This window comes from Rhodobium orientis (assembly GCF_003258835.1).
Lineage (GTDB): Bacteria > Pseudomonadota > Alphaproteobacteria > Rhizobiales > Rhodobiaceae > Rhodobium > Rhodobium orientis.
In genome coordinates this window covers 113,319-133,106 of the sequence record NZ_NPEV01000004.1, presented here as the reverse complement: position 1 = coordinate 133,106, position 19,788 = coordinate 113,319, and the positions used below count along the sequence as shown (strand labels likewise).

Annotated in this window: 14 protein-coding genes and 1 riboswitch; of the genes, 4 read left to right on the top strand and 10 right to left on the bottom strand. The window is 65.8% G+C overall.

The genetic code is table 11. The features are described from left to right. Positions 1-21: 21 nt before the first annotated feature. The 10 genes from CH339_RS03615 to CH339_RS03570 form a co-directional block, all read right to left on the bottom strand. Positions 22-795, bottom strand: a complete 774-nt coding sequence (locus CH339_RS03615) for a Stf0 family sulfotransferase (RefSeq protein WP_111432918.1) — start codon at positions 793-795, stop codon at positions 22-24. Between the two features lie 23 nt (positions 796-818). Then, entirely contained in the window at positions 819-1,760 is a 942-nt protein-coding gene (locus tag CH339_RS03610) for an ABC transporter substrate-binding protein (RefSeq protein WP_111432941.1), read from the bottom strand. A gap of 46 nt (positions 1,761-1,806) precedes the next feature. Continuing rightward, positions 1,807-2,568: an ABC transporter permease gene (locus tag CH339_RS03605; protein ID WP_111432917.1), complete on the bottom strand. Its 762-nt coding sequence runs from the start codon at positions 2,566-2,568 to the stop codon at positions 1,807-1,809. Between the two features lie 130 nt (positions 2,569-2,698). After that, positions 2,699-2,808: riboswitch (TPP riboswitch) on the bottom strand. Positions 2,809-2,891: 83 nt separating this feature from the next. Continuing rightward, positions 2,892-4,790, bottom strand: a complete 1,899-nt coding sequence (locus CH339_RS03600; protein ID WP_111432916.1) for a hypothetical protein — start codon at positions 4,788-4,790, stop codon at positions 2,892-2,894. A 210-nt stretch (positions 4,791-5,000) separates the two neighbouring features. Then, positions 5,001-6,293: an adenylosuccinate synthase gene (locus tag CH339_RS03595; RefSeq protein ID WP_111432915.1), complete on the bottom strand. Its 1,293-nt coding sequence runs from the start codon at positions 6,291-6,293 to the stop codon at positions 5,001-5,003. A gap of 210 nt (positions 6,294-6,503) precedes the next feature. Then, positions 6,504-8,195: a mucoidy inhibitor MuiA family protein gene (locus CH339_RS03590; RefSeq protein ID WP_111432914.1), complete on the bottom strand. Its 1,692-nt coding sequence runs from the start codon at positions 8,193-8,195 to the stop codon at positions 6,504-6,506. Positions 8,196-8,288: 93 nt separating this feature from the next. Further along, a complete protein-coding gene (locus tag CH339_RS03585; protein WP_170138389.1) occupies positions 8,289-9,665 on the bottom strand; it encodes a cation diffusion facilitator family transporter in 1,377 nt (458 codons plus the stop codon). Positions 9,666-9,779: 114 nt separating this feature from the next. Beyond that, the gene (serA, locus tag CH339_RS03580) at positions 9,780-11,366 is read right to left on the bottom strand and encodes a phosphoglycerate dehydrogenase (protein WP_111432912.1); all 1,587 of its coding nucleotides are present in this window, start codon (positions 11,364-11,366) and stop codon (positions 9,780-9,782) included. A gap of 72 nt (positions 11,367-11,438) precedes the next feature. Beyond that, positions 11,439-12,611: a phosphoserine transaminase gene (locus CH339_RS03575; RefSeq protein WP_111432911.1), complete on the bottom strand. Its 1,173-nt coding sequence runs from the start codon at positions 12,609-12,611 to the stop codon at positions 11,439-11,441. A 505-nt stretch (positions 12,612-13,116) separates the two neighbouring features. After that, positions 13,117-13,404, bottom strand: coding sequence for a hypothetical protein (locus CH339_RS03570; protein WP_111432910.1), 288 nt, complete (start codon positions 13,402-13,404; stop codon positions 13,117-13,119). Between the two features lie 533 nt (positions 13,405-13,937). Here CH339_RS03570 and CH339_RS03565 point away from each other — a divergent pair. The 4 genes from CH339_RS03565 to CH339_RS03550 all read left to right on the top strand — a co-directional run bounded on the left by CH339_RS03565 (position 13,938) and on the right by CH339_RS03550 (position 19,759). Beyond that, entirely contained in the window at positions 13,938-15,125 is a 1,188-nt protein-coding gene (locus CH339_RS03565) for an FAD-dependent oxidoreductase (RefSeq protein WP_170138388.1), read from the top strand. Positions 15,126-15,129: 4 nt separating this feature from the next. Continuing rightward, positions 15,130-16,044, top strand: a complete 915-nt coding sequence (locus tag CH339_RS03560) for a glycosyltransferase family 2 protein (RefSeq protein ID WP_111432908.1) — start codon at positions 15,130-15,132, stop codon at positions 16,042-16,044. Positions 16,045-16,188: 144 nt separating this feature from the next. After that, positions 16,189-17,532 (top strand): phosphoglucosamine mutase, encoded by a 1,344-nt coding sequence (gene glmM, locus CH339_RS03555; protein WP_111432907.1) that lies wholly within the window; start codon positions 16,189-16,191, stop codon positions 17,530-17,532. A gap of 574 nt (positions 17,533-18,106) precedes the next feature. After that, positions 18,107-19,759, top strand: a complete 1,653-nt coding sequence (locus CH339_RS03550) for a hypothetical protein (protein ID WP_111432906.1) — start codon at positions 18,107-18,109, stop codon at positions 19,757-19,759. The last annotated feature ends 29 nt before the right edge of the window (positions 19,760-19,788 follow it).

The following is a 19,788-nucleotide window of genomic DNA, read 5'->3' as shown; positions in this document are numbered from 1 at the left end:
GCGGGAATGGGACCGCAGGCCTCAGGCCTGCGTCCCGGTAGCCTCGGTCCGAAACCGCCTTACCCAGTCCTCATTGGTCGCGTCCGACAGCTTGGCGACGCCGATCTCGACGGTGTCGGCCGCGGCGGGATCGCGGCCGAGCGCGGTCAGCACCGTTTTCAGCGTACCGATGGGATCGGCCGAAAGCCCGCCATAGGTCAGGCGCAGCGGATCGATCTCCTCCCCCTTGAACCAGTCGGCCCAGGCCGCATCCATGGCGACCATCTCGGCCATTTCAGCCGCGATCGCCTCGCGGTCGTAGCGGAGCTCCTGCGGGGCCGAGAGCCGTTCCAGCTCCGAGCCGTCCGGCGCCCGGTGCCAGAGGCCCGACTGCTGCGCCTTCAGAAAAGAGACCGCCTGGTCCAGCTTGTCCTCGCGCGTCAGGTGAACGAACAAGGTCCGCCCGAAGACGGCCTCAAGCCGCCCAACGTCCGTCGCCGGGTCCGGATGAAGGAGCGCCAGCTTTTCGGTGAAACAGGCAAAGCTGTGCCGCTGCAACCGGAGGCCGAACATCCCCGTATCGCCGCTCCCGAGCGCAATGGCTTTCCGGAACACCTCCTGCAGGGTTTCCACCTCGCCCTTCGCAGGATCGGGCGAGAGCCCCAGATCCTTGATCCACTCCGCAACGGACGGTTGATGGAAATAGGAGTCCGGCACCCCGGCAACGCCGGTGGCTTCCAGCAGAGAGCACAGAAGCGTGCTGCCGCTGCGGGGAGAGGTGCAGATCACATAAGATTCGTAGCGTGTCGCGGTCATGCCACCTCTCCCGGAATTCCGGTCTATTCGAGTTCCACGGCATAGTCGTCGACAGGCCGTGCTTCCTCGATCAGCCCGCTCTTCTTCATGAAATCCGCGAAGCGCTTGTAGCGTGCGCTGTCGAGCGCCGCCGGGCGCTTGGCAAAGCGCGGGAGCGTGTCCATGAAGGCGCGCCGGTTGAGTTCGTTGTCGAGATCTGGATGCGCCTTCAGGAACATCTGCTGCGCCTCCTCAGGGTGGTTGGTCAGGTAGATGGTCGCCTTTTCCACCGCTGCGAGGAACCGCCGCAGTCGCGCATCGTCCAGATGGTCGCGATGGGCCAGGAAGATGAGTTCGTCATAGACCGGCACGCCGTGCTCTTCCAGATAGAAGGCCCGGCCCTTACTGCCTTCAAGCTCGAGCTGGGTCATCTCGAAATTGCGGAACGCGCCGACGACGGCATCGACCCGGCCGGCGAGCAGCGCCGGCGACAGGGCGAAGTTGACGTTGACGAGTTCCACATCGTCGAGGCTGAGACCCACCTCGCCGAGCATGGCGCCGAGGATCGCGTCCTCGAAACCTGCGACGGAGAATCCGACCTTCTTGCCCTTCAGGTCGGTGATCTTCGTCACCGGCCCATCGGCAAGCGCGACGACTGTATTAAGCGGCGTCTCGACCAGCGTGCCGAAGCGCACCAGCGGCAGGCCCTCGGCGACCTGCTGGTAAAGGTTCGGCTGGTAGGAGATGGCGATATCGCCCTTGCCGGCGGCGACGAGCCGCGGCGGCGCGCTCGGGTCGGCCGGCGGCACCAGCGTGACGTCGAGCCCCTGTTCTTCGAAATAGCCGGCCTCCTTGGCGATCACCAGCGGCGCGTGGTCGGGATTGACGAACCAGTCGAGCAGCACGGTCAGCTTGTCGGCGGCGAGCGCCGGCGACGTCAGCGTCACCGCCAGCGCGGTGAGAAGGGCGAGAACGAGGCGTTTCATCTCAAAATCCTTTCGTTTCATGGTGGAGGCGGTTGGCCCGATAGGGTCAGGCATCCGTTTCCGGAGCCCAGAAGACGAGGCGCCGCGTCGCCCGGTCGACGACCTGGCGCAGCGTGACGGCGATGACGGCAAGGACGATCAGGGCGGCAAAGACGGTGTCGGTCTGCATGCGCGCATTGGCCTGGATCATGACGAAGCCGAGGCCACTGGAGGCGCCGACCCATTCGCCGACGACGGCACCGATGGGCGCAACGGCAACGGCGACCCGGAGCCCGGAGGCAAGGTTCGGCAGCGCGGCCGGAATGCGGATATGGATGAGCGTCTGCCAGCGCGAGGCGCCGGAAAGCCCGGCCAGTTCGACGAGCCCGCGGTCGGTCCGCGTCAGCCCGTCATAGAAGGACGAGGCGACGGGGAAATAGATGATCAGCGACGCCATGACGATCTTGGAGGCCATGCCGAAGCCGAACCAGACGACGAGCAGCGGCGCGATCGCAAAGACCGGCAGCGCCTGGCTGGCAACGACCACCGGCAGCACCAGCTTGCGGGCAAGCGGCAGGAAGCTCATGACCAGCGCCGTTACGACGCCAAGGAGCGCGCCCGTCGCCAGGCCGACGACAATTTCAAGGAAGGTGGTGAGCCCGTGTGTGGCGAGATAGCCCGGCTGCGCGCGGAACACGGCGGCGACCCGCTCCGGCGACGGCAGCATGTAGTGCGGCAGGGCAAAGCCGGTGACCACCGCCTGCCACAGGGCGACGAGGGCAGCGGCGATCAGCAGCGCGCGGGCGAGCGCCCAGAAAACGCGGGACATGGCCGAGCGGCCGAAATCAGGCGCGGTCGCGCCGGGCGCGGCGCCGCGGAAATCGCGCGGAAAAAAGGGAAAAATCGGACATCGGCGACACCTCCACAAGGATGACCGACGTCAGGAGATGTCCGCATAAGCCGTGCATGCGCCCCGTCCCTTCGCCGGCATGATCCGGATCAGGTTCGAAGGGTTCGGCATCCCGCGATGCCATCTCAGCTCCTTGACGGAGCACCCCTCGGAACGGCTGAGAGGATGCGCGGGATCGCCGCCCATTGCAAGCGGGGTGAAAAAGATTTTCGAAAAGACTGGAAAGGCTGGCGCAGCCGCGGTCAGCCGGCCTGCCATTTGGCGAAGGCCTGCTCGATCATGCGATCGCCGGGAGCGCCTTTTTCCAGCGTCAGGATCGCCCGCTTGTCGGTCTCGAACAGCACCGGAATGTCGATCCAGCCGCGATCCTTCAGGAGCGTCTGGTTGCGGTCGTTCTCAACGTCGTTCTGCGACAACGCGATCCAGAAAAGGTTTTCCAGAACCCGGGCGGAGGCGCCGCGCAAGGCGTCGCCGCGCGCCGCCTCGCTGGTCTTCAGGATCAGGCCGGGCACGTTGGCGATGCCCCCGCCCTCGAAGTCTTCCGGCAGGGTGAAGGCGATCTCGATCGTATAGGGCGCCGGCAGGGCGGTATCCCGGTTCGGCCGCAGCTTGACGTCGACCGCCATGTTCTTGTCCGGAATGTCCGCATGGGCATGCAGCACCGTATCGGTGCCGCCGCTCGCCGACGGCTCCTCGGTCAGCGACCACACAACGCTGCCGTTATAGGCGGTGTTGCCGGCGCCGGGCTCGGTGTTTTCCTCGTAGAGGATCGCCCGTTGGCCAACGCCGACGGTGTTTCCGGAATCGACGACCGGTGCCGGATTGTCTTCCGGCGCCGGCTCGGTGGCGGACTGCTCGTCCGGGGCGACCTCGTCCGGCCCGGTCTCTTCGGACGTTTCCGCCGGCTCGTCGCTCAACGCCGCATCGTCTGCGCCTTCCACAGGGACCGCATCCTCGGCCGGAACGTCCTCTTCGGTTGCCGCCCCATCCTCGCCCTCGCTGCCGGGTGCCCGCACGCGCATGGTCCTGACGCTCTTGGCGTCCGGCGCGGCGCCGTTCTCGCCGCCGACCGAGGGCAGCCGGTCGGTGATCTTCGGCGCCAGGCCGTCCGGCGCAAGGGCCGGCTCGTCGGTCGTCCGGGTGTCCATTTCGGTGACGGTCGGCTGGACCGTCCCGTCATCGGCAAGGTCGGCCGATCCGAACAGGAGGTCCCGCTGGGCATAGATCCAGCCGGCAACGCCGACGAAGATGACAAGCAGGATCGCGGCCGCCACCATCCACATGGTCCGCGAGGACAGCGGCTGGGCGACCCGGCCGTGGAATTCCGTCCCGGCAAGGGCATCGCCGTCGGCAGGCCCGTCGCCCGAAAGATGCGGTTCGCCGGCGGCTGCGACCGGCGGCTCGGCCATCGGCTCCGCGCCGGGTTCCTCAGGCGGATGCTCGGGGAGTTCCGGCTCCTGACGCTGGCGCTCGGCGCGGCGCTGCTTCTTTTCCGTCGCATCGAGGACCTCGCGCGCCGACTTCGAGGCCTTGCCGGAGGCGGCCCCGAGCGCGCCGGCAGCCTTGACCGCGCGGCGGAAGACATCGACGCCGCGCGCCTTTTTCGGCGGTTCGGAATCGTTCGCCGCTTCCGGCCTGTCCGGCTCACCGGCGGGCGCGGGAACGGGAACCGCAAGGTCCTCCTTCGGCCGCGCCGGCGGGATCGGCGGAGCGACCGCCCCGGCGGGCGGCGCAGCGGCAGGTTCCTTTTTCACCGGCGGCTCAGCGCGCGGCGGCGCCTCGAAGCGCGGCGGCGCCGGAGGCCTCGGCCTGTCCGGTTGCCCGGCGGGCTTCGGCGCCTCGGTGCGAGCCGTCGCCTCGGGATTGACCCTGGAGGCCGGCGCAACGGGCTTCGGGACCTCGGCGCGCGGCCGGTTCGAGCCCATCAGCGCCCGCGCCGTCTCCGATTCCACCTTGCGGATCGATTCTTCCAGGGCGAGGCGCTGCTTGGTGATTTCCGAGGGCGCCAGCGGCGGATCGACGGATTTCAACTGGGTGACCAGCGCGCTGCGGGCCTTTTCATAGACGGCGCGACGCGCCTCGCCGGTGTTTTCCGGCAAGGCGTCGAGAGCCCGTTTCAGGATTGCGTAATAGTCCGCCATGTCTCAACGCTCGGTCGGGCGCGTATTATTGTCGTCGAGGGCCGTTCGCGCCGAAGCGGTCTCCCGTCTGCAGGAACGCCGGCCGGTCCGAAGACGTTCCGAAGCGCGCCATGCCCTCGCTCCTCCCCGCTCTAACCTTCAACTCCCCGTCTCTACGCACCGCACGCCGCGTCCGCAATACTTGGCGGCCGCCAAGTCTTACAAAAAGTGCTAATCCTGAAACGGATCCTGGACAAGGATAGTGTCGTCTCTTTCCGGACTTGTCGACAACAGCGCGACCTGGGTGCCGATCAGTTCCTCCAGGTAGCGCACATATTTGACCGCCTGGGCCGGCAGTTCCGCCCAGCTTCGCGCACCCGCCGTCGAGGCTTCCCAGCCTTCCAGCGTCTCGTAGACCGGCTCGACCCGGCGCTGCGCCTCCTGGGCGGCCGGCAGGTAGTCGATCCTGGCACCGTCGAGCATATAGCCGGTACAGATCTTCAATTCCTTCAGGCCGTCCAGTACGTCGAGCTTGGTGAGCGCGATGCCGTTGATGCCGCTGGTGCGGACCGTCTGGCGCACCAGCGCGGCATCGAACCAGCCGCAGCGCCGCTTGCGCCCGGTGACTGTGCCGAATTCGCGCCCGCGCTCGCCGAGGAACTGGCCGACCTCGTCATCGAGCTCGGTCGGGAACGGCCCCTCGCCGACCCGGGTCGTGTAGGCCTTGGTGATGCCGAGCACATAGTCGATGGCGCCGGGGCCCATGCCGGAACCCGTCGCGGCCTGGCCGGCGCCTGTGTTCGACGACGTGACGAACGGATAGGTGCCATGGTCGATGTCGAGCAGCGCGCCCTGCGCGCCCTCAAAGAGGATTCGCTTGCCGGCCTTGCGGATCTCGTCGAGGAGCTGCCAAACCGAATCCATGAACGGCAGCACGGCATCGGCTGCCGCGGCCAGTTCCTCATAAAGCGCGTCTGCCGAGATCTCCTGCTCCCCGAGCCCGCGCCGGAGCGCATTGTGGTGGATGAGCATGCGGTCGATCTTGGGTTTCAGCGTCGTGAGGTCGGCAAGGTCCATCAGGCGAATCGCCCGCCGGCCGACCTTGTCCTCATAGGCCGGGCCGATGCCGCGTCCCGTGGTGCCGATCTTGCCGGCAGCGAGCGCGTTCTCGCGCAGCGCGTCGAGTTCGCGGTGCAGCGAAAGGATCAGCGTGCAATTCTCGGCGATCCTGAGGTTGTCGCGGCTGACGGTGACGCCCTGGTCCTTCAGCCGGCCGATTTCCGCGATCAGGGCGTGCGGGTCGAGCACCACGCCATTGCCGATGACGCCCAGCTTTCCCTCGCGCACGACGCCGGACGGCAGCAGGCTCAACTTGTACGAAACGCCGTCGATGACCAGCGTGTGGCCGGCATTGTGCCCGCCCTGGAAGCGCACCACCACATCGGCACGCTCGCTCAACCAGTCAACGATCTTACCCTTACCCTCGTCGCCCCATTGCGAGCCGACGACAACCACATTCGCCATTAACGCGCCCCGAAATACGCTCTTTTTTCCGCTGAGTTTCGCTGAAGCACCGCGGCTCCCACCCATCTGCGGGCGCGCGACTATAACCACTCGGCCGTGCCGTGGCGAGACCCCCCGATGTCTGAGCGGGGGACGCGCCGCGCCGCGGCCGGATTCGGCGCCGGGGCTGTGTCGCAAAGGTCACGTGAGACGGCAAAGGACCGGGCGCAATCAGCGCACTGGGCCACCGTTCCACATGATCCGCTCCTCCTCCGGCCAGCGCACCGTGTAGCCGATCAGGATCTCGCGCGCCTTTCCGGCATCGAGATCGAACGCCCAGCGCACGACACCGCGCCTGCCGTCCACATCGGTCGTCGTCGGCTCGGTCGTGTCGGACGCCCGCTCCACCTCGATCTTCTCGTTCTCCGACTGCGGCAGCCGGTCGTCGATCTCCATGCGCATGGTGCGGTCGTGACGGTTGGTGACGGTGATGCGATAGCGCCGCTGGTCGATCTTGTCGGTGGAGAGCATGCCGCGCTCGCCCTCGCTTTTCTCCAGCGTGATCCGTTCCACGACCACCGCCGGATCGGCGCCGAAGCCGAAGGAGACCTCCTCGTTCGGCGCGATGAAACCGATCCCGCCCTTGCCGACGAAGACCCCGTCCCGGAACAGCTGCACCTCGCCCGGCAGGATCGGCCCGGCGCTTTCATTGTCGAAGCGCACGGTCAGATAGGCCGTCGGATCGAGCACAGGCACGGAGCGCACGATGAGCTCCGGGGAGATTGTGTCGCTGCCGATCTTCAGGGTCTTCGGCGTACCGTCGCCGACGATCGAGGTGCGGCCGGGGATGCGATAGACGAGGTCGAAGCCGCGGGTCTCAAGGGCCGCGGCGCGCTCCCGCGCCGGCATCGCCCGGACCATGGCGCCGCCGGCCGGCGCTTCCATCGGCGCGGCCTCCGCCATCTCGTTGTCGTCAAACATGCGCATGGTCTTGCGGCTCTGGGCCATCGGCACCGGCCGCGGCTGCGGCGCGATGCGGACGATCAGGGGGCTGAGCTCCGGCGCCTCGGCCCGCCCGCCCGGACGCGCCGTGGAAAGGGTCAGTTCGGCGTCGCTCCAGTCCTCGCCGGTCGCCTGGGTGACGACGGCCCGGCGCACCAGGTCCAGCGACGGCCTCTCGCCGGAAAGCGACAGCCGCGCGTCATAGACCGGGCGCCAGACCGCACCGGCCGCTGCATATCGCAGCGTCAGGGCGGCATCCGCCGGCTTGTCGGCGACAACGGAAATGCGCGCCTGATAGGTCGGCTTTGCTTCGGGGAAGCTCTCGTTCTGCTTGTCCCTCAGGCGCGCGATCTCATCCTTGATCTCCTGCAGGCGAACGGTCGAGGCGCGCACCGTCTCGCGCAGGCTCGACAGCGAGGTGCCGAACTTGCCGAGCATGTCCGACCAGTCCGGAGCCGGCCGCTCACCCTTGAGGTCGAACATCTGCTTGGGCGCCTCGGAAACGATGTTGCGCACGAAGCGGATCTGCTCGTTGGCCGTGGCGATGGCGTCTTCCACCGCCTGGCGCTCGCGCTGGAGGGCTTCGATCCTGGCGCCGATCTCGCCCGGCTCGTCATGGGGCTTCGGCACCATGCGGCGCATGTCGACGGAGACGATCTCAAGCCCGGCCGTCGCCTCGGCTTCGACCCGCACCGAATCCGGATCGAGGCTGAGCGGCAGGTTTTCCAGGACGATGACGGATTCGCCGGCCGGCACGGCAGCCGTCGCCTCACGCGCCACCGTCGCCCCGTCCGGATAGACCTCCACCTGGGCGATCCGCGAGGGCGCCGTGACGTCGGCGGCCCATGCCGGGACAACAGCTGTACCCGTCCCCGTTGCCGCGACGAGGAGCCCTGCCGCGAAAATGCCGATCGGTTTCATCTGCCGAATTCCTCCCTCAGGAAACGCTTGAAAATCAAGCCCGCGATTGTGCCGGCAAATGCGGCGGCCTGACGGCGCCGGCCCGCAATAATGCTAGCGCTCGGCGCCGTGCGGCTCGGCATGGGTGACGATCCGGCGCACGTCCGCACGGCTCTCCCGGAACGCCCGCTCGAAGCGGTCGACGGCGGTATGCACCTCGTCGACGGTGAGCGTGCGGTCGACCCAGCAGTGCAGCGTCACGAACAGGCCGAGGCTGTTGCGCCGCACCCGGACGTCGTGGATGTGGGTGACCAGCGGATGGCGCTCGGCGAGCACCTCCAGCTTGTCGACCACCTCCAGGATCATCTCCTCGGAGACGTCGGCGCCGTCGACGCCGATGACATCGGCCGGCTCGATGTGGCTTTCCACTTCGACATCGTCGCCGAGTTCGTTGCGGATCGCCTCTTCCAGGCTAGATGCGACGTCATGCGCCTTCCAGTACGGCCAGTCGGCATCGACCTCGATGTCGAAGCTGACGGAGAGCGCGTCGCTGACATGCTGGACCGTCAGATGGTGCATGGCAACGCCGCGCCGCGCCGCCACCAGCATCACCTTGTCGAAGATCGTCTCGTCGTCGATCGCCACCGGATGGGCCGTCAGCGAGATGTCGGCGTCTTCGATCTCCCGGTGCACCCGGTCGATGAACTTGGCCTTGATCGCATTGACCCGGTCGAAGGCGAAGGTCCGGCGCACATTGACGTCGGCGTCGATGAAGACGGTCGACCCGCCGCGGCGGATCCGCGCCCGTTTCAAGGCCAGCACGCCCTCCGCGTCCCTGGCGATGTTGGCGATGATGTCGGCATAACCCGCCGGCGCGGTGTCGGTCAGGGACTCAATGGTGCGCCGGCCGAGCCGGTAGCCGGCAAGCCCGACGACGACGGCAACGGCAATTGCGGCAAAGGAATCGCCGGCCGGGAACCCGGCCCAGGTCGCCGCCAGGCCGACGAGAACGGCCGCGGAACTCCACAGGTCCGAGGCGAAATGCAGCGCGTCGGCGGCAAGCGCCTCGCTGCGCGTCGCCTCCGCCGCCCGTTTCAAGGCCCGCGAGCGGTTGAAATCGACGACCATCGACCCGCAGATGACCGCGACCGCCCACCAGGTGACCTCGACGCCGTTGCCCGGCGCGATCAGGCGGTGGATGGCCTCGTACACGATCCAGCCGGCGATGACGAAGAGCAACCCGGTCTCGGCGAGCGCCGTCACGCTCTCGATCTTGCCATGGCCGTAATGGTGCTCGTCGTCCGCCGGCTTGTCGCTGACCCGCACGGCAAAGAAGGTGATCGCCGTTGCGCCGATATCCATCAGGCTGTGGAAGGCATCGGACAGGATGCCGAGGCTGCCGGTGGCAAGCGCGACCGAGAACTTGCCGATGGTCAGCCCGACGCTGGCAAGAAGCGAGATGAGCGCGACTCTGGTCTTTTGCGAGGTCATCGTCCGTCCGGCCTGGCGCGGTCGTTCATGCGCGCCGTTCATAGCACGAGCGGACGACAAAAAAAGCCGCGCGGCGAACCGCGCGGCATTCTCTCATAGGTTTTATGCCTGCCCTCAGAATGCGAGCGGCGCGACCTGGACGACGCTCGGCAGCGCCAGCACCTTGGCCAGCACGTCTTCGGCGATCGGCCCGTCGACCTCGACGAGGCTGATGGCATCGCCGCCGCGCTCCGAGCGGCCGAGATTGAAGGTCGCGATGTTGACGCCGGCATCGCCGAGCACGGTGCCGAGATTGCCGATGAAGCCCGGCTTGTCCTCATTGGTGACGTAGAGCATGTGGGGACCGAGCTCGGCCTCCATGTTGATGCCCTTGATCTGGATGATGCGCGGCTTGCCGTCGCCGAAGACCGTTCCCGCCACCGAGCGCGACTGGCGCTCCGTGGTAATGGTCAGCCGGACATAGCCCTCATAGGCGCCCTGCTGCTCGCGCCGCACCTCTTCCACATGGATGCCGCGTTCCCGGGTCATTGCCGGGGCCGAGACCATGTTGACGGTCTGCAGCATCGGCCTCAGCACGCCGGTCAACGCCGCAGAGGTCAGCGCGCGCACGTTCATCTCCGCGACCGTGCCCTCATACTCGATCTTGATCGCCTTGATGCCGGTCTGGGTGAGCTGGCCGGCAAACAGGCCGAGCAGTTCGGCAAGGCGCACGAACGGCGTCAGCTTCGGCGCCTCCTCGGCCGAGATCGACGGCATGTTGAGCGCGTTGGTGACGGCGCCGTGCAGCAGGTAGTCGGACATCTGCTCGGCGACCTGCAGGGCGACGTTCTCCTGGGCTTCCGAGGTCGAGGCGCCGAGATGCGGGGTGCAGACGACGTTCGGCGCATCGAAGAGGACGTTTTCCTTGGCCGGCTCGGAGGAAAAGACGTCGATGCCGGCGCCGGCGACCTTGCCCGACTTCAGCGCTTCGGCCAGCGCCTCTTCGACGATCAGGCCGCCGCGGGCACAGTTGATGATGCGCACGCCGTCCTTCATCTTGGCGATCGCGGCTGCGTCGATGATGTTGCGGGTCTTGTCGGTCAGCGGCGTGTGCAGGGTGATGAAGTCGGCGCGGCGGAACAGCTCGTCGAGATCGACCTTCTCCACCCCGAGGTTCATCGCCCGCTCCGGTGACAGGAACGGATCATAAGCGATCACCCGCATCTTCACGCCGATAGCCCGCTCCGCGGCGATCGAGCCGATATTGCCGCAGCCGATGACGCCGAGCGTCTTGGCGGTGATTTCGGTGCCGACGAATTTCGACTTTTCCCACTTGCCGGCCCGTGTCGAGGCATCGGCCTCGGGAAGCTGGCGGGCGACGGCGAACATCATGGCGATGGCGTGCTCGGCCGTGGTGATGGAATTGCCGAAGGGCGTGTTCATGACGATGATGCCCTTGGCGGTCGCCGCCGGCACGTCGACATTGTCGACGCCGATGCCGGCCCGGCCGATCACCTTCAGATTGTTCGCATTGGCGATGATCTTTTCCGTCACCTTGGTGGCGGAGCGGATCGCCAGGCCATCATAGTTGCCGATGATCTCGGCAAGTTTGTCCTTGTCCTTGCCGAGGTCCGGCTGGAAATCGGCATCGATGCCGCGGTCCTTGAAGATCTGCACCGCGGTCGGCGAAAGCTTGTCGGAAATGAGAACCTTGGGAGCCATGGGAGTACCCTCATGCGGCACCGGCGGGCGCCGGTGCCTGAAAGAAAGATTGTGTTCGGAAAGGCGCGGGCGTCAGGCCGCGTGGGTCGGAACCTTGACGGAGCCGTAGGCCCAGTCGAGCCACGCCATCAGCGCTTCCAGGTCGGCGCGTTCGACGGTGGCGCCGGCCCAGATGCGAAGGCCCGGGGGCGCATCGCGATAGGAGCCGATGTCGTAGGCGACGCCCTCCGCGTCGAGCGCGGCCGTCAGTGCCTTGGCAAAGCCCGCCTGGCCCGCGGCATCGAGCGCGGTGATGTCCGGATCGACGATGGTCAGGCACACCGAGGTATTCGACCGCGTCAGCGGATCCTTGGCGAGGAAGTCGATCCAGTCCGTCCTGTCGACCCACTCCGCGATCACCGCAGCATTGGCGTCGGCCCGTTCGACGAGGCCGTCGAGGCCGCCGACGGACTCTGCCCAGGAAAGCGTGTCGAGATAGTCTTCAACGCACAGCATCGAGGGCGTGTTGATGGTCTCGCCGCGGAAGATGCCCTCGTTGAGCTTGCCGCCCTTGGTCATGCGGAAGATCTTCGGCAGCGGCCAGGCCGGGGTGTAGGTCTCCAGCCGTTCCACCGCGCGTGGGGAAAGGATCAGCATGCCGTGCGCCGCCTCGCCGCCGAGCACCTTCTGCCAGGAGAAGGTCACCACATCGAGCTTGTCGAAGGGCAGCTTCTGGGCAAAGGCCGCGGAGGTGGCGTCGCAGATGGTCAGGCCCTGGCGGTCGGCCGGGATCCAGTCGCCGTTCGGCACGCGCACGCCCGAGGTGGTGCCGTTCCAGGTGAAGACCACGTCGTTGGAGAAGTCGACCGCATGGAGGTCGGGCAGCTCGCCGTAGTCGGCCTTCAGTGTCCGTGCGTTGTCGAGCTTGAGCTGCTTGACCACATCGGTGACCCAGCCGGCGCCGAAGGATTCCCAGGCCAGCATGTCGACGCCGCGGGCGCCGAGCATCGACCACAGCGCCATTTCCACGGCGCCGGTGTCGGACGCGGGAACGATGCCGATGCGATAGTCTGCGGGAACTTCCAGGATCCTGCGGGTGTCCTCGATGGCCTTGGCGAGTTTCGCCTTGCCGATCTTGGCGCGATGCGAGCGCCCGACGGCGGCGTCGGCAAGAACCGACGGCGTCCAACCGGGACGTTTGGTGCAGGGACCGGAGGAAAATTGGGGATTTGCCGGCTTGGTGCCCGGCATGGCAGGTGCTGTCATGTCGTCTATCCTTCCAGATAGTAGCCCCTCGTTGGGGAGGGGTGTCCCACTGGCGCGTATAGACCTCGGCCCGGCAGAGTGCAACAGGCTTTGACGTGAATTTCGTGTGACAGCGTCGTCCAGGATCGCCTCGGCCGGTCGGAAAACGACGGACACCGGCCGCGCAGTGACCCCACCCTGCCGGCGCTCTGGGGCGGATCACCGCACCAAATCTGCGCCGGCTACCGTCCGCATTTCTTCCAGCCATGAAAGGTCATGGATTGCGGGGAAATTCCGCTGCCGCCATGCTGCCACGACATCCGGACAACTGGGAACGCACGCCTTGCAAAGGTTACCGAATCGGTGGCCGACGGCGCCCATGGTCAACGGATCGTTAGCGGGCAAGCCCCCGGACGGCGGAAGGCTAACCCTTTGCAGCATAACGATTTGTTAGGATTTCGACGGCGCGAGGACCATTTGCCCGCCGTCCGTCGCCCGTTTCAGGAACAAGTAGGAACGGCGCTTCTTATAAATACCGGTCGTCGAAAATCCGGCGTTTGCGGATGCTCTCCACAATAACGCGGCGGATTTTGATGTAATCGATGGGAATCGGCCGCGTATCGATTTCACACTTGAAGATGAATCGATCGAGATTGTTCTTGATGTGGAAGAGTTCCCTGTCCGTGACGCTCGGATCGCCCGCGATATCGGTTGCCAGAAGCTCGATGTCTTTTTTCCGCAAGGTTCTCATCGTTCCCAAAAATTCCCCGTTCGCCCCCGCCGTGTGGCCGGCATGAAGCGCGCGAACGGGCATTTCTTCAACGATGCGCTATGCGATTGCTAAGCAAACCTTAAACGAATCCGTTAGAATTCGTTTCGAATTTGCCTTTGATTTGAATGGTGGCGGTAATATTTCCCGCCCCTGCGGACCACCGGCCATCGCCTCCCGGGCCTAGCCGATTGAAAGGCCCACGCATTTCCGGCTTCACTGTATACAATAGCCGGATAGTCCGATGTGCGGCGGCCGATATCCGCGACCCGTGCCGAAATGGATCAATGCGGGGCACGCGGCGACGGCCGCGGCCCCGGGCGCACCGCGGATAGACCGTCCGATCCCTCGTCCGACGTCGACGATAGAGGCCAGGAAACGAAACCGGTCGGAGCCTCGGCGGGATCGGCGGCAATCCGTCGCGAAAGTTTCCAGCGGCCGCCATGACGATAGTGCAGCCTTCGTATTTTCCCGTTGTATACAGGCTGGCCTTGGGGCAGAAAAGTAACTCATTCTGTCCGTCGGCGTGTCGCCCTCCCGCGTCTTTCGTCGTCACAACAACGCATGTCAGGCCAAACTTGATAACTACGGAACGCACCATCGCCATCGTCGGCGCCGGTCTGCTGGGCTGCCTCAGCGCGATCGCGCTGGCGCGCCGTGGCAGGCGTGTCGTGCTGTTCGAGCGCGACGGGGATATTCTCGGCCGCGCCAGCCGCTTCAACGAAGGCAAGGTGCATCTCGGCTTCACCTACGGCCTCGATCGGACCGGCGAGACCGCCGCCCGGATGTTCGCCTACGGGATTCGGTTCAAGGAGGAACTGGCCCGCCTGCTCGACCGGCCGGTCGAGGAGTTCTTCCTGCACCAGCGCTGCGTCTATGCCGTTGCCGGCGATTCCGCCCTGACGCTTGAGGACGCCGTGACGCACCTGGACGCCCTCGATGCCCTCCATGCGGCCCATCTGGCGGCAGGCGGCGCACCGGCGACGACATCCGGCCCTTTCATCCGCCGACTGACGGGCGCCGAACTGGCGGCCCGGTTCAGCGACACGGTAACAGCGGCATTCGATGTGGCCGAACCGATGCTGGATTGCGACCGGCTGTGCGACGGCGTCGCCGCGGCCGTCCGTGCCGCATCCGGGATCGAGATCGTCGCCGGGTGCGCCGTCCATGCCATTGAGGCAACGCCCGAGATCGTCGACGCCGACGGCAACCGCCACGGCCCCTTCGACCGCGTCATCAACGCGGCGTGGGACGGCATGCCGGCGATCGAGCACCGCAGCGGCCGCCCGGCCGACGGCCACAGCTTGAGGGGCAAGACGGGGTTCGTCACGGAAGTCCTGCGCGGCATGCCGGAAGCACCGGTGACGTTCTGCTGGGGCATGTATGGAGACCTCGTCCCGCAAACGCGCAACCAGGCCTACGTCTCCTGGTATCCGTCCTGCCGGATGGGGTTCACCACCAGCGTTTCCGCCGGCTCCGGCTGGTTCGACGCCCTCGCCGAATCCTTCGATTTCAACCGCGCCTACCAGGATTGCCGCGCGGCCTTTTCCCGGCTCCTGCCGAATCTGGAACTGTCCGAGGAGCCGGCCGCGCGCCGCGCCGGGGCGATTCTGGCACACGCGCGAACCGACCTCCAGGACCCCGGCAGCGGCCTGCACCGGCGGACCGATTTCGGCATTCACGCCTATGACCGGGTGCTGATGGTCAACACCGGCAAGCTCTCCTGTGCGCCCGGGCTGGCGACCCGGCTCGCGGAAATCGCCTGAGACCATGGCGACGGCGCAGCCACCCGTCAGCATCTGCATTCCCGCCTGGCGGGCGCAAGGGTTCATTGGCGAGACGCTGGACTCCGTCCTCGCCCAGACCTGGCCCGTTGATATCGCCGTCTCGGTCGACCCCTCCGACGATGCGACGACACAAACGGTGCGCAAGGTGCTTGCCGGGCGGCAGGCGCGGGTCGTCGAACAGCCGCAACACCTCGGATGGCTCGGCAACTGCAATGCCGCGCTCGGCCTGGCGAGCCGGGACCACGCCATGCTGATGCCCCATGACGACACGCTGGATCCGGACTACGTCGCCGCCTGCATGGATGCGCTGGCAGCCAACCCGCGGGCGGTGCTTGCATTCACCGATATCGACGGCCTCAACAAGGCGGATGTCCTCGGCACGGAGCCGTCCGAAACGGGATCGACCTGCCAACGGGTCGCCGCCATGTTCCGCCGGCATTTCCCGGCCATCGGCTTTCGCGGGGTTTTTTCGCGAACGCGCGCGCGGCGCCACGCCGTCCCCCGTGCCATGGCAGGCTTCGGCGCAGATTCCCTCTGGGTTCTGAGGATGGCCGTCCAGGGCGATATCGTGCGCATACCGAGCACGCTCTATCACAAGCGCTTCCACGACCAGACAGCGCACCAGCCCTGGTATCGCGCATCCCCCGCCGAGCGCGACGAGATGTGGATCGCGCATTGCGTGGAGTCCCTGCGCACCGTCGCGCTGCAGCGCCCGGACGTGTTGCTGGACGCCGATTTGCGCCAGGCCTGGCGGCAACGCCTTGCACGCCAAGAGGTGCGCTTCCACACGCCGCCCGGCCTGCCGGGCGAACTCGACCCGGGTCGGCCGCTTCTGCCCCAGGTGCTTCGCGTCTACCGCCGCGTAGCCCGCCGCACGCCGCACTATTCCTGGAGTTGAGCCCCGCCCCGCGACTGCAAACGGAAAGCGAAATCCTGTGTTACAGTCGCACACGATTTTTGAACGCTTTTGAGGGATCATTGCGGCTATAAGACGCCAATCCATTCCTCGATCTGAACGACAATCGCCGTGACGGGAGGCGATATGACACGCAAGTTTTTCGGGACCGACGGCATTCGCGGGCGGGCCAACACCTGGCCGATCACGCCGGAGGTCGCCCTCAAGGTCGGCATGGCGACGGGCCTCGTCTTCACCCGAGGCGAGCACCGCCACCGGGTCGTCATCGGCAAGGACACGCGGCTTTCCGGCTACATGATCGAAACGGCGCTGGTCTCCGGCTTCACGTCGGTCGGCATGGACGTCTTCCAGCTCGGGCCGATCCCGACGCCTGCCGTCGCCATGCTGACGCGCTCGCTGCGCGCCGATATCGGCGTCATGATCTCCGCCTCCCACAACGCCTATCACGACAACGGCATCAAGATCTTCGGCCCGGACGGCTTCAAGCTCTCCGACGACATCGAGCGCGAGATCGAGGAAATGATGGGGGCCGACCTGACGGAGCGCCTTGCCGTCTCCGACAAGCTCGGCCGCGCCAAGCGCATCGACGGCGTCCACGACCGCTATATCGAGGCGGCCAAGCGCACCCTGCCCCGCAATCTCAGCCTCGACGGCCTCCGGATCGCCATCGACTGCGCCAACGGCGCCGCCTACCGGGTCGCGCCGGAAGCGCTCTGGGAACTCGGCGCCGACGTCGTGCCGGTCGGCGTCACCCCGGACGGCTTCAACATCAATGACGGCTGCGGCTCGACCAGCCCGGCAGCCCTCGCCGAAAAGGTCTACGAGGTCCGCGCCGACATCGGCATCGCGCTGGACGGCGACGCCGACCGCGTCCTCATCGTCGATGAAAAGGGCCATGTGGTCGACGGCGACCAGCTCATGGCCGTCGTTGCCGAAAGCTGGAAGGAGGACGACCGCCTCTCCGCCCCCGGCATCGTCGCCACGGTGATGTCCAATCTCGGCCTGGAGCGCTTCCTCGGCTCGCTCGGCCTCACCCTCGACCGCACCAAGGTCGGCGACCGCTACGTCGTGGAACGCATGCGCCAGATGGGCTTCAATGTCGGCGGCGAGCAGTCCGGCCACATTATTCTCTCCGACTTCGCCACCACCGGCGACGGCCTCGTTGCCGCCCTGCAGGTGCTGGCCGTCGTCAAGAAGCTCGACAAGCCGGTGAGCGAGGTCTGCCACCGCTTCGACCGGGTGCCGCAGATCCTTGAGAACGTGCGCACCCGCGGCGGCAAGCCGCTGGAAAACGAAGCGGTGCTCAGCGCCATTCGCGACGCGGAGACGAAACTCGGCAATTCCGGCCGCATCGTCATCCGCCCGTCCGGCACCGAGCCTGTCATCCGGGTGATGGCAGAGGGCGACGACGAAGTGCTCGTCGCGCGCCTCGTCAAGGAGATCTGCGGCGCCGTCGAAGCCGTCGTCTGAGCAAAGACCTGCGGACACCACCGCGTTTTTGCGGGACCGGCGTGTGGTTTTCACCTGTCCGGCGCGGAAATCCGCCAGAAATTATCTGCTGAGATGGCTTTCAGGCGTTTTTTTCAACCTTTGTCCGGAGAGCATTTTGCCACCGGAATGCCGGACCTTGAAACATACACTTGGAATTAGACTTCGCGTGCCAAGAAAAACACCGGAAAGCGGTATCTATTGCCGCTAGAGGCTGTTTGGATATTTTTGATATATATTAAGTCAAAATTTATCAGTTAGGCGACTTACACCTTCCTTTATCGATAGAAGGCGATTCTCAAACACTAGAAAAATCTATTTTCGGGTCATTTTTTACTATTACATTCCAGAAAATCGAAGAAAAGGTGAATTTTCACTCCGAATATTGCCCTTCCCTTGCAGGTAATCTGCGGGATAGTCTGTCTACACAGAGCGTCGCGACCGGCTTGGCGCGATCCGAAAGCGCTCACGTACCCGGCCCATCGGCGGCGAAAACGCCCATCCGACGGGCCGTCGGGGATGGTGGAACAGGGGAAGGTGAAGAGGAAACGCGGGCATGGCCACTGGTAACACATACATCGACTCGATCAGCTGGGGAGGCTGGGGCTGGTACAATCCGGGCGGCAGGGTCGTCATCAAATACTATTTTGACAACGACTATTCGGCGTGGTCGAACTCCGAAAAACACGCCTACCGCACCGCGCTCCAGGAATGGGCGAAGGTCGCCAATTTCACCGTCCAGGAAACCCAGAACGAGAGCGAGGCCCAACTCGTCGAGCACAGCCTCAGCAACGCCCAGATCAATGCCAAATACGGCGTGCAGCCGGGCTCGGTGCTGTTCGGCGTCCACGATACCCCGGAAAACGCCGCATCGAGCTTCGACGGCAAGGCGCACGGATTCTACAACTACCAGGCCTATAGCTGGCCCTCCTCCGGCATCGCTTACGATACCGGCGGCCTAAAGAAGGGTGGCTGGGGTTACACGACCATGCTGCACGAGCTGGGCCATGCGCTGGGCTTCGCCCATCCGCACGACAATGGCGGCGGCTCGCCGCAGATGCCGGGCGTGAGCAGTTCCGACGACCTCGGCTACAACAAGCTGAACCAGAGCCTCTACACCGTGATGTCGTACAACAGCGGCTGGGAAGCGGTTCAGCGGCCGGAAATGAATGACATTTCCGACTACGGCTACAATTACGGCCTCGGCGCCTACGACATCGCCGCGGTCCAGATCAAATACGGCGCCAACACGACCTATGCCAGCGGCAACAACACCTACACCATCCAGAACAACGGTGCCTGGATCTCGATCTGGGATACCGGCGGAACGGACCGCATCGTCTACAGGGGCTCCCACGACGCCGTGATCAACCTCAACGCGGCGACGATCGACGGCACGGCCCATGGCGGCGGCTATCTCAGCTACGTGAAGAACGCCGGCAGCCAGAAGCACTATGGCGGCTTCACCATCGCCGACGACTTCACCAACGCGCTGGCCAACCGCAACGGCGAGACCGGCGTCATCATCGAGAACGCCGTCGGCGGCAGCGGCGACGACAAGATCACCGGCAACGGCGTCAACAACAAGCTGATCGGCGGCGCCGGCGACGACACCATCTTCGGCCTGGGCGCCAACGACAAGCTGATCGGCGGCAACAACGACGACCTCCTCTTCGGCGGTGGCGGCAACGACCGTATCGCCGGCGGCAAGCACAACGATACCCTCGCCGGCGGTTCCGGCAACGACTGGGTCGCCGGCGGCGCCGGCAGCGACAGGGTCAACGGCAACGGCGGCGACGATCGCGTCCTCGGCGGCGCCGGCAACGACACCCTCGCCGGCCAGTTCGGCGACGACAAGATTTACGGCGGCAGCGGCTCCGACTACCTCAACGGCAGCCAGGGCAACGACCTCCTGCAAGGCTCCAAGGGCACCGACCGCCTCATCGGTGGCGGCGGGGACGACACCCTTTACGGCGGCAAGCACGCCGACGAGTTCGTCTTCGGCGGCAAGACCGGTCGCGACATCATCGAGGATTTCCATGTCAATTCGGACCTGATCGACCTGTCGGCCTACAAGAGCCTGCACGACATGTCCGACCTCACGATCTACATGCGCCACGGCGACACGGTAGTCCGGTTCTTCAACAACGTCATCGTCCTCGACGACGTCAGCAAGGGTGCCCTCGACAACGGCGATTTCATATTCTGACTGTCGTCACCGGCTGCCGAATATCAGGA